The organism is Gilliamella apicola, assembly GCF_003202655.1.
Lineage (GTDB): Bacteria > Pseudomonadota > Gammaproteobacteria > Enterobacterales > Orbaceae > Gilliamella > Gilliamella apicola_R.
Genome location: NZ_QGLR01000004.1, coordinates 131,588 through 146,610 on the forward strand (window position 1 = coordinate 131,588; position 15,023 = coordinate 146,610).

Consider the following 15,023-nt stretch of genomic DNA (forward strand, 5'->3'; position numbering starts at 1 on the left):
ATACAATGAAGTTATCAAAAAGTCTTTTTATTAGTGTTTTTATGTTTTCACTTGTTGGATGTTCATTGTTTGGTAAAGAGGAAGAAATCGTACAAGTTTCACCTTCACCAACCGTAAACAACCAATTTTCAATACAACAAGTATGGCGAAATAGTACAGCAGGCAATACACATATTTATTCATTATTAGGGCCTATTAATTATGATAATGCCGTTTATGTTGCTAGCCGTAGCGGACAAGTTAAAGCTGTTGATTTATCTAATGGTCATACAATCTGGGATAAAAATTTATCACAAAGTACATTATTCAGTAGTAAAACAGCACTATTTTCCGGTGGTGTAAGCGCTGATGATAAATATGTTTATATTGGTAGTGAACGTGCTGTGGTATATGCGCTAGATCGTAACGATGGTAATGTTATCTGGGAAAAACCGGTAAGAGGTGAAGTTCTTGCTCGTCCAGTATCATCTGCCGATAAACTCATTATCCATACCGCTAATGGTAATTTACAAGCCTTGAACCGTAACACTGGTGCTGATGAATGGGATGTCATGCTTGAAGTTCCTCCTCTTTCACTAAGAGGTAATTCAACTCCAACAATTGCACATGGTGCGGCAATATTTGGTGATGATACCGGGCATGTAAATGCTTACTACATCAATAATGGCCAATTGATTTGGCAACAACGTATTTCGCAACCAAGTGGATCGACAGAAATTGCAAAATTGAATGATGTAGATTCAACGCCGATAATAGAAGGTAATTTAGCTTATGCTATCGGCTATAATGGTAATGTTGTAGCGCTTGATTTAAGTAATGGTCAGATTGTCTGGCGTAAAGAGATGGGTTCAACACATAGCTTTGTGGTTGACTCACAACAATTATTTGTTGTAGACCAAAATGACAATGTACGAGCAGTAAGCAAAAATGGCGGAACAATTCTCTGGACTCAAGCTGGTTTGTTACATCGTCAATTAACCGATCCGGTTATCTACGAAAACTATATTGTGGTTGGCGATTTCGAAGGTTATCTTTATTGGTTAGACAAAGATAACGGTGAAATCGTTGCTAAAACCCAAGTTAGTAGCAGTGGATTAATTTCGAAACCATTAGTTGTCGACAATAAAATTGTTGTCCAAGCTAAAAATGGTGATATTTACGCTTTCACAAAAAAATAAGGTAATTAGAGAATAAATATGGTACCTGTTGTCGCACTAGTTGGTCGTCCGAATGTAGGAAAGTCGACTTTATTTAATCGATTAACTCGAACACGAGACGCCTTAGTAGCTGATTTTCCGGGATTAACTCGTGACCGTAAGTACGGGCGAGCCGAAATCAAAGGGCATGAATATATTGTCATTGATACTGGTGGTATTGATGGCACTGAAGATGGGGTTGAAAGCTTTATGGCGGAACAATCCTTACAAGCAATAGAAGAAGCAGACATTGTCCTTTTTTTAGTTGATGCCAGAGCAGGTGCCATGCCTGCTGATCATGCTATTGCTAAGCATCTCCGATCTCGCCAAAAAGCAACATTTTTAGTTGCTAACAAAATTGATGGTATTGATGCCGATAGCGCAATCTCTGATTTTTACAGTTTAGGATTAGGTGACATTCACCCGATTGCTGCGAGTCATGGTCGTGGGGTAAATGTATTAATCGAAGCGGTGCTCGATCCTATTTTTCATTTTGCCAATGATCAAAATGAGGCCTTATCAGAGGATGAGCCAGATGACGTTCTTCCTGAATCTTATGATGATATTGAAGATGACGCCGAGTCGCTTATCAACCAACCAATCAAAGTTGCTATTGTTGGTAGACCAAATGTTGGTAAGTCAACACTAACTAATCGAATATTAGGCGAAGAAAGGGTTGTGGTTTATGATATGCCCGGTACAACACGTGACAGTATTTATATACCAATGACACGCGATGCTCGTGAATATATCATGATTGATACTGCAGGTGTACGTAAACGAGGCAAAGTAACCGAAACAGTTGAAAAATTTTCGGTTATCAAAACGCTGCAAGCAATTGAAGATGCTAATGTGGTGATTTTAGTGATAGATGCTCGAGAAGGTATATCCGATCAAGATTTGTCCTTACTTGGTTTTATCATTAATAGTGGGCGCTCACTGGTTATCGCAGTTAATAAATGGGATGGATTATCACAAGATATCAAAGAACAAGTGAAAACCACGTTAGATGATCGACTTGATTTTATCGATTTTGCCCGTTTACATTTTATTTCGGCACTTCATGGTAGTGGCGTAGGTAACTTATTTGATTCAATTCAAGAAGCATACGATTGTGCAACTCGTCGGGTTAATACGGCACTGTTGACCAAAATAATGCAAATGGCGCAAGATGATCATCAACCACCATTGGTGAGAGGACGTCGCGTAAAATTAAAATATGCTCATGCAGGTGGATATAACCCGCCAATTGTGGTTATTCATGGTAATCAGGTTGAAGATTTACCTGATTCTTACAAACGTTATCTAATGAACTATTTTAGACGCTCATTAAAAATTATGGGTTCACCAATACGGATTCAATTTAAAGAAGGCGCTAATCCATTTGAAGGTCGAAAAAATAGTTTAACGGCTTCCCAACAACGTAAGCGTCGTCGGTTAATGAAACATGTACGAGGTCGTAAATAACTTATGACAAACCAAAAGATGATCGCCGGTGGACAAGAAGGTATTTGTCCTAAATGCCATAATAAAATGAGTATTGTGGCACCACAACATTATGACTGTCCTCATTGCCAACAACATTATTTAGAGCAGTATATCTGTCCAATTTGTCAGCAGAGCGCTCAAATGGTTAAAGGTTGCGGGGCTATAAACTATATTTGTCCGACTGATGGCTTAATATCCAGCAGTAAAGTGATATTTCAGTATTTATCAGAGTAGAAAATTGTATCTATATTCAAAGCCATAAGAGGTTATTTTATGCGAATTATTTTATTAGGCGCACCAGGAGCAGGAAAAGGAACTCAAGCACAATTCATTATGCAAAAATATGGTATTCCGCAAATTTCAACGGGGGATATGTTACGTGCAGCAGTAAAAGCAGGAAGTCCATTAGGTCTACAAGCAAAAGAGCTTATGGATCATGGTAAGCTTGTTACTGATGAATTAGTTATCGCTTTAGTTAAAGAGCGTATTGCGCAAAGCGATTGTAAAAATGGCTTTTTACTAGATGGTTTTCCACGTACCGTTCCACAAGCGGATGCAATGAAAGAAGCAGGAATCAATGTTGATTATGTCCTTGAGTTTGATGTACCAGATGAAGTTATTATTGATCGCATGAGTGGTCGCCGTATTCATGCAGGTTCAGGTCGTGTATACCATATTCGCCATAATCCACCAAAAGTGGAAAATATTGATGATGTAACAGGTGAACCATTAACTATTCGTAAAGATGATAATGAAGAGATTGTTCGTAAACGTCTTATTGAATATCATGATTTAACCAAACCATTAATCAACTATTATCAACATGAAGCCAAAGAAGGTCGTACTCAATATTTCCGTATTGACGGAACACAGGCTGTTTCAGCTGTGACCAATGAATTGACTAAAATTTTAGGCTAATTGCAAAAAAGAGGGATGATAGACTTTTCATCCCTCATCTTATTCAATCTATTATTTTGCTAAATTAAGTGCTTGTTCTAAATCAGCAATAATATCATCAATATGTTCAATGCCAATTGATAGGCGTATCATTTCTTGGCTAACTCCAGCTTTTTGCAACTCTTCATCATTAAGTTGTCGATGGGTAGTTGATGCCGGATGACAAGCTAATGAGCGGGTATCACCAATATTGACTAAACGAATAATCAATTTCAGGGCATCGATAAATTTAGCTCCAGCTTGTTTACCGCCTTTGATACCAAAGGATAAAATGCCAGCAGGTAGACCATTGTCCATCTGTTTTATTGCTAAATAATGTTCTGGATGATTAGCCAATCCAGCATAATTGACCCATTCAACTTGAGGGTGTGATGCCAAATAATTGGCAACCTTAATGGTATTTTGGCAATGTCGCTCAATGCGTAAAGAGAGTGTTTCGAGACCTTGTAATAATAAAAAGGTATTAAACGGTGATAAAGCTGCTCCCATGTTACGCAGTGGTATTACTCGGCAACGAGCAATATAGGCTGCCTCTCCAAAGCTTTGAGTATATGAAACACCATGATAAGAAGGATCGGGTTGATTGAGCATAGGAAATTTATCGGCGTGCTCTTTCCAAGGAAATTTACCGGAATCAACTATCATTCCACCTAAACTATTACCATGTCCACCAATATATTTAGTTAATGAATGCACCACTATATCAGCACCAAATTCAAATGGTCGGCAAAGCGCTGGACTAGCAACGGTATTATCAACAATTAAAGGGATACCATGTCGATGGGCAATATCAGCCAGTGCTGCTAAATCAACAATATTGCCGGCTGGATTACCGATACTTTCACAGTAGATGGCTTTAGTTTTATCATCAATTTGTTTTTCGATAGCGTGTAGATCATTATGTGGCGCAAATTTGGTAGTGATACCAAAATTAGGTAATGTATGAGCCAGTAAATTATAAGTTCCACCATAGAGTTTGGAGACGGAAACAATATTCTCACCAGCAAATGTAATGGCTTGTATCGCATAAGTAATTGCCGCCATTCCAGAAGCTACCGCTAATGCTCCTATACCGCCTTCAAGTGCAGCAATACGCGCTTCAAGTACCGCATTAGTTGGATTAGTTATTCGAGTATAGATGTTTCCAGCAACTTTTAAATCAAATAAATCAGCGCCATGTTGGGTGTCATCAAAGGCATAAGAGGTGGTTTGATAGATCGGAACCGCCACAGCATGGGTTGTTGGTTCAGGCGTATAGCCAGTGTGCAGAGCAATTGTCTCTGGTTTCATATTAGAGCCTCATATTTACAACGATAAGGCTCTTATTTTGTGCAAAAAATTATCAAAAAGTAAAGAGTTATAAAACCATTCGTACTATATCGATTTCACCTAACTCTTTGTATAAACTTTCAACTTGATCAATATGTGTTGCATTAATCGTAATTGAAACGGAATGATAATTACCCTTGCTACTTGGTTTGATCGACGGCGTATAATCTCCAGGGGCATGGCGCTGGATAACTGATACTACTTTATCAACCAACTCCGGTTTTGCTTCCCCCATTACTTTATAGGTAAAAGAACAAGGGAAATCTAATAATTCATTTAATTTTGTTTGTTGCATAACGGTTTTTCTCGTTTTATCAATGAATCCACTAACATGATCTAGTATATATAGTCAATTTATTATTCTTCAAGCCTTAAAACAATAAACATTACTTTTTAAAGCTTATAATTTGATCTATGATAAGCAAATTCTAACATAGCTTAGTAAAACCTACCTGACTATTATTCTAAAAGGCTAAAATAACATGTTATCCCAATCTGCTAGTAAAGAACCTTTTGGTACATTACTTGGTTATGCACCAGGTGGTGTAGCAATTTATTCATCTGATTATGAAAATTTAGATCCTGAGCAATTTCCTAATGATGCTTCATTTCGCAGCTATTCCGGTCATGAATATATGGGATATAAGTGGCAATGTGTTGAATTTGCTAGAAGATTTCTATTTTTAAATTATGGGATTGTGTTTACTGATGTCGGTATGGCGCATGAGATTTTTTCGTTAAGGTTTCTTCGTCAAGTGATCAACGAAGCCATTTTACCATTACAAGCTTTTGCTAACGGTAGTAAAAGAAAACCAGAGGCAGGTGCCTTGTTGATATGGGATGACGGCGGTATGTTTGATAGAACTGGTCATGTGGCTATTATCACCGAAGTTTTTGACAACAAAATTCGAATTGCCGAACAAAATGTTATTCATACTCGACTTCCTATTGGTCAACAATGGACGCGCGAGTTAGCTATGACGGTATCTGATGAGGGTTATTATTTACATGATACTTTTGATGATACTAAAATTTTAGGTTGGATGATTCAAACAGACGATACACTTCACAGTTTACCGCAACCTAATGCGGATAAGCACTTACTTGATATCCATAGCGTACATATTAAAAACCATGGTCAATTTGATGGTAAATGGCTAGATGAAAACGATCCTTTAGAAAGTGCTTATGTGTCAGCAACTGGTCATGCCATTAGTCATGATGATCAGTATCGCTATTTCACTATTTCTGAAAGTGCGGAACAAGAGCTTATTCGTGCCACAAACGAGCTCCATTTAATGTATTTGCATGCGACAGATAAAGTGTTAAAAGATGATAATTTGTTATGTAATTTCAATATACCGGAAATCCTTTGGCCAAGACTTAGATTATCTTGGCAACAACGTCGTTATCAAATGATCACCGGCCGATTAGATTTTTGTATGGATGAACGAGGTTTTAAAGTTTATGAGTATAATGCTGATTCGGCATCATGTCATACCGAAGCAGGCAAAATTTTGGAAAATTGGGCCATACAAGCTGAATTAAATGTTGGCGTAAACCCGAGTGCAGGATTGCTTAATGCATTGGCTAACTGTTGGAAGCATAGCGACGCCAAAGCGTTTATCCACATTATGCAAGATAATGACAGCGAGGAAAATTATCACGCATTATTTATGCAAAAAGCCCTAACGCAAGCTGGATTTAAAAGCAAAATCTTACGCGGACTAACAGGACTTAGGTGGGATAAAAGAGGGCGTTTAGTTGATGATGAAGATCGTCAAGTTACCTGTGTTTGGAAAACTTGGGCATGGGAAACTGTACTTGAACAACTACGCCAAGAAAGTGAGGCGCAAACCGCTGGATTACCGATCCGAACATGGCATCCTGAAAATGCGGTTAGATTAATTGATGTATTACTGCGACCTGAAGTTTCGGTTTTTGAGCCTTTATGGACGGTCATCCCAAGTAACAAAGCTATTTTACCTGTATTATGGTCGCTATTTCCAAACCATCGTTATCTGCTGGAATCTACATTTGAACTCAATGACAACTTAATCAAAAAAGGTTATGCCATTAAGCCGATTGCCGGGCGTCGTGGTAGTGATATTGAGTTAGTTGGTAGTCATGAACAAGTTTTGGATAAAACGGTTGGTCGATTTGCAAAACAAGAAAATATTTATCAAGAACTGTGGTGTTTACCCAAAGTTGATGATCGTTATTTGCAACTTTGTACTTTTACTGTTGGAGGTCATTATGGTGGCGCATGTTTACGTTCAGATCCCTCTTTAGTTATAAAAGGCGAAAGTGATATGCAACCACTCCGTGTGCTAACCGATGAAGAATTTTTAAAAGAAATATCGAAAATAAATTGAAGAGCAGGGCTTTGAGGTCTAATTTGACAAATCTATCATTAAATTTCATGATGATAAATGTTTCGCAACTCATTTAACGATTTGATTAATTGTCACTTAAATAATTTTTTCGAATTATAAATGACAAAAAAATCATTTTATCTTTAGGGACGGCAATGACAACTGGTTAATATTTCTGATAGAATTGATTTTATTAAAAAATAATTATAAAAAATATAAGTAATTTCAAGGAATATCAGGAAATATATGGCAAACACATTACTTCGAAGTGGTGATATAAAAGATTTTAAAATGCTCGGGCATGATGGCAAAGCGGCGTATCTGGTCGCTTCGCAAATTCGTGAAATGTTCCGAGTCAAATTAGGCCGTCAATACTCTGATTGTTTAGCTATCCCACAACGTAATGATCAGGGCAATCTTGTTGATTGGTATATTCCTTTCGATTCAGACTTACCTGATGGGGAATATGATATTATTCCATGGACATCGGCAAGTGAATCAGAACAAGAATCCGCTCTAATTTTGCTCAAGGAATTTGAAAACAAAGTTATCGAATTAGGCAAAAAATTATCCCAAAATCCCAATCTAGAAGGTGATCAACTGCTTTTTAGTCGCCTTATTTACGATCCAAAACAGAGCTCAGATAGTCTTGAACCTAATTTAATGGCATTACGTTTTCCTAGTAATCAGTTTGTCTATATTGTTAATGGTAAACCGGTTATTACTTTTTGGGGATTTATTAATCCCCAAACACCACAAGCGACCTCGCCATTTTATTGTTTAGAACCTGTTAGAAATCCAACGCCACAACCAGAAGTAGTTGCTCCACCTCCTGTTCAAGAGGTGCCCGCTGTCGTTAGCAAACCTTGGTGGAAGCGATGGTGGATATGGTTATTAGGATTATTACCACTCTTATTATTACTGCTAGCTATATTCTGGTTGAAAGGTTGTTGGTTTAAACCAAGTTTGTCTTTTAATCCAAATCTATCATTAGATGGTAATGTTAATCTTCCTGTAGCAACTGATAACCAAGATGATAAGTTAGATATCAACGCTCCAGAGCTGAAACCTAAAGAGGTTATTATAGATAATAAACCTGTGGGTGTGGTTAATGGCGTTGCGCCTAATGGAACAGTTGCCGGCGATGATACCCCAACAAATTCGGCTCAAGTTGACACTCCAGCTATACCATCAACACCTGATGAAGGCGTGGAAAATAGTGCCAATCCGCAAGGTGATCAACTTAACCCTCCAGAGGTAAATACTCCCGATGATAAAGGTAATAACGGCGATCAGGGGGATAAGAAAGATAACGGTGATAACCCAAATAATCCTAGTACGCCTGAGGATAAAGACAAACAAAACGTGCAGAATACAGATGACAAAAATGGTCAAATGGCACCTCCTACACCTGATTTAGCCAGTAATCCTGACGCTAACAATACAGATCAAGGCAATGGTGCTAATACCGCCCAATCCAACCATTTAACTTTACCGGCGGATGTATTAAAACAAGGCTCAACAAACTTCTTAAACGGTCAATGGTCTGTTGGTGCAGGTATTCAAGATAAAGCAACGGGGAAACCATTACAATTAAGTTATAACTTTAATCAAGGTAATGGTGACGTGACACTTACTCGCAGTGATGGCGTTAAATGTACTGGTAATGTCGGTAGCGGCATCCAAAATGGCAATTTAAATATTGCCGGTAATAACGAAGCTATCTGCAGTGATAATACTAAATATAAATTACCAAGTATTCAGTGCAAACCAGGCAAAAATAATCAAGCTGATTGTCAGGGAATGTATGATAACGGGACTTCGTTCCCAATTACGATGAAAAAACAATAGGGTTGTATATGCTTCCAGAAATACGCAACTATGGTCAAGAAGTTACTCTTATCATGAATAGTGGTATTCAATTTCTTGATTTTGCATTAAAAATAGATTGGAAAGATAATCAATGGCGTAGTAAAGTTAATGGTTGTTTTATTAATCCATCAGAAAGCGGAGCACTAGTTAGGCTAATTGAAGATGTCGATAGTGGTAAATTTTTTGCGCCGGATAATCTCTCTTTTGCGGTCACACCAACTCAAGAGATTAGTGTCGACCAATCATTAAAACTATTTGATGGCATTTGGTTGCCGGTGCCAGTTTTAAGATCCATACCGCCAGAGCGCTTTGATAAAGGTCCACATAACTGGAATCGTGTTCGAATTGTAAGTATTCCCGAGGGTGAAGATCCAGATGGCAATACACATCGTATTACCTTTGCCTTTGATACCAAAATTTTCACCAATATGCAGGATGTGGCTTATTTGGCACCGACTGATAATGATGTTAAAACTGGGGCTGTATTTAGCTTAGCTCATCGTTCAGATCACGTTTCCTGGTATTTAGAGCAAAAGTGGATCACCAGTTGGTTAATTGATCTATTTCAGGAGTTAGCGCCGCAACCAGAGCGATTAAAAATTCATAAAGATGATATAGATCTAGAAATAGGTAATAAAGCTTATTATGGTCATTATTTGAATGTTCTTAATTTGCTTGCCGATTCATTGCAGTTACCAAAAATTAAAATTGTCTCTAATAATCGTGATGATGTGGTTAAATCCATTCCGGTTGATATGATTTTAGATGTTGGTAATTCAAGAACATGTGGCATCTTAATTGAAGACCATGTACAAGATAAAGATAGCTTGAATCGTCGTTATGAACTTGAAATTCGTGATTTAACTCAACCTGAACATATCTATAATGAACCGTTTGAAAGTCGAGTAGAATTTGCACAAACCTTTTTTGGTAAAGAGCACTTTTCTCTGCAAAGTGGGCGACGTGATACTTTCCGTTGGCCAAGTATTGTTCGTGTTGGCAAAGAAGCGAGTCGCTTAGCGAGTCGTCGTGAAGGAAATGAAGGTGCAACTGGTCTTTCAAGCCCGAAACGCTATTTGTGGGATCAGGAGAAGTATGAGCAAGGTTGGCGATTTAATTCCCATTATGTCAAGAGTGACCATGAACCCTTCGCAACGGCTGAACCCTTTTCTAGTTTAATCAATGAGTATGGTGAAGCTTTGCATATCCTCAGGAATGACATTGAGGAGGAATATGATCGAAAAATGCCAGTGTTCCATCCCAAATATTCACGTAGCTCATTAATGACATTTATGCTATGTGAAGTATTAATGCATGCATTGATGCAAATTAATAGTGTTGCTCAACGTAATAAACTTGAACATGCAAGAACACCGCGTAATTTACGTTCAATTATTCTTACCATCCCTCCGGCAATGCCAAAACCAGAACAAGCTATTTTTAAAAGCTGTGTTTATCAAGCTATTGGCTTGGTTTGGAAAAGCTTAGGCTGGGATAGTTCTGATGACGATATCGATTTTGATAACCCTAATCAGTTAAAAAGTATTTGGCCAAATATTCCTGAAGTTTATATCCAGTGGGATGAAGCAACCTGTGGCCAAGTAGTTTATCTCTTTAATGAGACGCAAAACAATTACAATGGCCGATCAGAAGAGTTTATTGCTTCAATGGTACGACCAGATAAAAGTAATAAACAAAAACTAACGATTGCTACCGTCGATATTGGCGGAGGTACCACTGATTTAGTCATTAATGATTATGAACTTGATTATGGCACCAATAAACAACTTAGTGGTAGTAATGCTTATCTTGTGCCTACGCAACGTTTTCGCGATGGGTTTAAAGTCGCTGGTGATGATATACTACTTGATATTATTCAAGATACCGTTTTATCTTCATTAATTAATGGATTAAAACAAGCGGGGCTTGCCGATCCTAATCCGATTTTATCCACCATTATTGGTTCACAGCAGGTATCAATACAAGATGCGGTATTGCGTCAACAATTAACTTTACAGCTGTTTACGCCAGTAGGCTTGCATGTATTAAAACTCTATGAGCTTTATGATCCATTACATGCAGAGCAACATGTTTATAATCTGACTTTTGGTGAATTACTACAGAATAATATGATGACAGCTAATGTCCTCAATTTTATCAATGAACCTATTAGTCGGGCATTAAATAATCCTGAATTTTCGGTTCTTGATTTAAATGTTGAGATTAACCTTAAACGTATTCACTACTTATTTATCCGTGGAGATTATTACAATATTTGCAAAACGTTTGATGCGTTATCTGAAATTATTAGCTGTTATCAATGTGATGTACTGTTATTAACTGGTCGTCCTTCGCGATTACCTGGAGTACAAAGCTACTTCCGTTCACGATTATCAATACCTGCAGGACGTATTTTACCATTGCATGGTTATTATACAGGGGGATGGTATCCATTCCATAAACAAGAACGTATTGATGATCCAAAAACAACGGCGGCTGTAGGTGCGATGTTATGTTTTCTAAGTAAAAACTTAAGATTAGCCAATTTCTATTTTAGATCAGCCAATATGGATCTGTATTCAACGGTCAAATACATTGGTTTGCTAGATAATCTAAATATGATAAAGCAAGAAAATATTTATTATCGCGACATTGATTTAGATGATCCTGACTATGATTTTCCTGATCTCTCTTTTGAAATCCGAGGCACAACGAGGCTTGGTTTTAAACAGCTAGAGATCGATCGTTGGCCGGCATCACCAATTTATATTTTAACGATTGAAAATAGTGAAGTTGCTAAAAGGTTGAGTGCCGATGGGGCGGTTTTAGAGGTAACTTTAGGCATCAAAAATCGCCAAAAAACGGTTGAGAATTTCTATATTAAAGATGTCAAAGCTTCAGATGGACGTACTTGCGATAAAACCAAAGATATAAAGCTTAATTTAAACACAATGGTAAATTCAGGTTTAATTAGCACACAATATTGGCTTGATAGTGGAATGATAAAACGATGAAAAATTTAAACGAACAACTTCCTCAATCTTGGGAACAGGTTTATCAGGCATCAGCACAGGCAATTGAGTGGGTGCAACAAACCCGAGATTCATCAAAGCGTTTGAATAGTGAGGCTGATAATTTAATTCTTGATCTACGTCGGTTGCGTAATAGCGCTAAACGATTAGGAGATGTGGCAACTAAATCGGTTGCAGTAGGCTTTTTTGGATTATCGCAAGCTGGTAAGTCGTATCTTATCTCAGCGTTAGCCGCAGGTGAGAATGGTAAACTTGAAACCGTGGTTGATAATCAAACTTTAGATTTTATTGATCACGTTAACCCCGTTGGCGGTGGTAAAGAAGCAACAGGGCTAGTTACCCGATTTAGCCGAACAGCTAAAGGTGGCATTGCTAACTATCCATTAGAACTAAAACTCTTTCAAGAAATCGAAATTGTTAAAATTCTAATTAATGCCTATTTTAAAGATTTTGATCAACAAAAAGTGGTGAATAAGATTGAGTTTTCGGAATTAAATCAACTTATAGCCCGTGCTGAAAGTAAAAAACAAGCCGATTATACTGGTGGTATAACTGAAGATGATATCGTTGATCTTTATGATTATTTATCGGAAAACTTTGGTAATTCACTGGAAGGATTAAAAGGCGGATACTGGGAAAAAGCTGTATCTTTACTACCTTATCTTGCTACTGTTGATCGCGGTATATTATTTTCTGTTTTGTGGGGAGGTATTAATGAACTCACCGCAATTTATGTGCAATTAGCCACAACTTTGTCAAGCTTAAATCATGTTAATACAGTTTATGCACCACTTTCAGTATTAGTGAAGGAAAATGATGGTAAAAAGTCACAGATTGATAGCATCATGAATGTGGATATGCTTGAAAGGTTAAATACTGAAAAGGATTCATCGGTATCGGTTACCCCTGTAAACGGTGTGCCAACCTCAATATCATTAGCTCAATTGGCTTTTTTAACAGCAGAATTAATCTTCCCATTAGTAAATCAAACTCGCGTTCCTACTTTTGAGAAGGTCGATCTGCTTGATTTTCCAGGATATCGTGGTCGATTAAATTTAATTTCTATCTCTGATGTTAAAGAAGGTAATCCGATTGCTCAGCTGTTATTGCGAGGAAAAGTCGCTTATCTATTTGAAAAATACACCGATAGCCAAGAGATGAATGTTCTTGTTGTTTGTACTCCATCCGATAAACAGTCTGACGTGAATGACGTTGGCCCAGTGTTAGAACGTTGGATTGATAAAACACAAGGTGAAACTGCCGAAAAGAGAGCAACCAAAAAAGCGGGATTGCTTTGGGCGATTACCATGTTTGATAAACGAATCGGAGCATCGTTGCATCAATCAGAAGATAACCTGAGTAATACTTGGGGTAAAGGTGGTTTATTACAGCAAACTATTTTAGAGCGATTTGGTAGTTATGATTGGTTATCCAATTGGTCAAATAATGGTAAATTTAATAACGTATTTTTGGTGCGTAAACCAGGATTTGATGTACCGTTTTTAAATGTCGATGCTAAGGCAAACCTTGAATTATCTTACAATGATAATTATCAACAAGAAATGTCAGTGTTGAAAAAGACATTTGTTGAAAATTCCGATATCAAAGAGTATGTCAATACTCCAGATCAGGCTTGGGATGCGATGTTGAAATTAAATGATGGTGGGATAGGTCGAATAAGCCAGTATTTAGAACAAGTCGCGATAACGGAAGTTAAGCAACAACGGATTGTTGAGCAACTTAATGAGAAAATCGATTATATTATCAATATGCGTTTTGATACATGGTATCAAGCCGGTAGTGATGAAGAACTTGGTAAGAAAAAACAAGTTATTAGTGGCGTTGTTAAAGAACTACAAGGAAAAGCGTTATTATTAGGTGAATTACTGAAAGTTTTAGAGTTACCAGATCAAACTATTCGGGCGCTTTATCATTCTAGCCATTTGAGTAATGATGCTAGCAATAGTGATGAGGTAGTAGATAACTCATCAAACGATTTTGGTTTAAATACTGAATTTGAACTTTTTCCTGATTCAAGCTCGCCTTTAGAACCTAAAGTGGCAGCTACCTTACCTACTGAATCAAAATTTGCTAAAAATGTATTTACCGCATGGCTGGAACATTTAAGAAATATTGTATTAGATAAGCATATTTTACAATTTTTTGGACTCGAACAAAAATCACTCTCCTTTATTGTTGAAGAACTGATTACTGCCGCCAATCGTTTAAAAATTGAAGCAAGTTTAACTCAGAAAATTTTAGATAATGAAAATACCGGTAGTAAACGCGATGATCTTGAGTCTCGACAAATTAGCTCAATTCATCTGTTGTTGACCGACTTTATTGCATGGCTTGGTTTTATCTCTGGGCAAGCAAGTGAGATTCCTGCAAGCCGAGTTAATCAAGGTAAGCCAATATTTTCTTCACCTGTGAATGATTTCTCAAATCAATTATCACATCCACTCCCGGTGCTTGATGATAAGACTAAAAGTTATTCTCAATTTGCAATATTTGATTGGTTTATTGCATTTGCTATGCTTGCTCAAGAAAATGTTGGTCATCATGCAGGTCGTGAAATAAGTCAAGAACAAAACGCTCGACTTGGAGAGGTTTTAACGGTATTTAAGCAATCAAAAATAGAATAATGGCTTGTCAATAGAGTAAATGGACAACTATTAATAGTATTAATAAAAATAAGGTAGCATAACGCTACCTTACATTATGTAACATTTATCAACGCATATTGATAAAATCACAATGGTGAAATAGAGGAT

General features: G+C 37.3%; 10 protein-coding genes. 8 read left to right on the forward strand and 2 right to left on the reverse strand.

From position 1 onward, the window contains the following. Positions 1-5: 5 nt before the first annotated feature. The 4 genes from bamB to adk are packed head-to-tail and all read left to right on the forward strand — an operon-like array spanning position 6 to position 3,602. A complete protein-coding gene (gene bamB / locus DKK70_RS01645) occupies positions 6-1,178 on the forward strand; it encodes an outer membrane protein assembly factor BamB (protein WP_110432451.1) in 1,173 nt (390 codons plus the stop codon). Between the two features lie 18 nt (positions 1,179-1,196). Then, positions 1,197-2,663, forward strand: a complete 1,467-nt coding sequence (der, locus tag DKK70_RS01650; protein WP_110432452.1) for a ribosome biogenesis GTPase Der — start codon at positions 1,197-1,199, stop codon at positions 2,661-2,663. A gap of 3 nt (positions 2,664-2,666) precedes the next feature. Then, positions 2,667-2,918: a YfgJ family double zinc ribbon protein gene (locus DKK70_RS01655; RefSeq protein ID WP_110422495.1), complete on the forward strand. Its 252-nt coding sequence runs from the start codon at positions 2,667-2,669 to the stop codon at positions 2,916-2,918. 39 nt (positions 2,919-2,957) lie between these two features. Then, positions 2,958-3,602 carry an adenylate kinase gene (gene adk, locus DKK70_RS01660; RefSeq protein ID WP_034883695.1) on the forward strand — a complete coding sequence of 215 codons (645 nt, stop codon included), beginning with the start codon at positions 2,958-2,960 and terminating at the stop codon, positions 3,600-3,602. A 51-nt stretch (positions 3,603-3,653) separates the two neighbouring features. On the opposite strand, the gene DKK70_RS01665 is transcribed toward adk, so the two are convergent. Both DKK70_RS01665 and ybeD read right to left on the reverse strand, forming a co-directional pair. Further along, on the reverse strand, positions 3,654-4,931 hold the full coding sequence (locus DKK70_RS01665; RefSeq protein ID WP_110432453.1) for a bifunctional O-acetylhomoserine aminocarboxypropyltransferase/cysteine synthase: 1,278 nt from the start codon (positions 4,929-4,931) through the stop codon (positions 3,654-3,656). Positions 4,932-4,998: 67 nt separating this feature from the next. Next, positions 4,999-5,265 carry a DUF493 family protein YbeD gene (gene ybeD, locus DKK70_RS01670; protein ID WP_034883735.1) on the reverse strand — a complete coding sequence of 89 codons (267 nt, stop codon included), beginning with the start codon at positions 5,263-5,265 and terminating at the stop codon, positions 4,999-5,001. A 187-nt stretch (positions 5,266-5,452) separates the two neighbouring features. On the opposite strand from ybeD, the gene gss reads away from it, so the two are divergent. The 4 genes from gss to DKK70_RS01690 all read left to right on the forward strand — a co-directional run bounded on the left by gss (position 5,453) and on the right by DKK70_RS01690 (position 14,894). Beyond that, entirely contained in the window at positions 5,453-7,345 is a 1,893-nt protein-coding gene (gene gss, locus DKK70_RS01675) for a bifunctional glutathionylspermidine amidase/synthase (RefSeq protein ID WP_110432454.1), read from the forward strand. A gap of 246 nt (positions 7,346-7,591) precedes the next feature. Next, positions 7,592-9,196: an SrfA family protein gene (locus tag DKK70_RS01680; protein WP_110432455.1), complete on the forward strand. Its 1,605-nt coding sequence runs from the start codon at positions 7,592-7,594 to the stop codon at positions 9,194-9,196. A gap of 8 nt (positions 9,197-9,204) precedes the next feature. Further along, positions 9,205-12,231, forward strand: coding sequence for a virulence factor SrfB (locus DKK70_RS01685; protein ID WP_110432456.1), 3,027 nt, complete (start codon positions 9,205-9,207; stop codon positions 12,229-12,231). Beyond that, positions 12,228-14,894, forward strand: coding sequence for a putative virulence factor (locus DKK70_RS01690; RefSeq protein ID WP_034884711.1), 2,667 nt, complete (start codon positions 12,228-12,230; stop codon positions 14,892-14,894). Before DKK70_RS01685 ends, DKK70_RS01690 begins: the two co-directional genes overlap by 4 nt. Positions 14,895-15,023 lie beyond the last annotated feature (129 nt).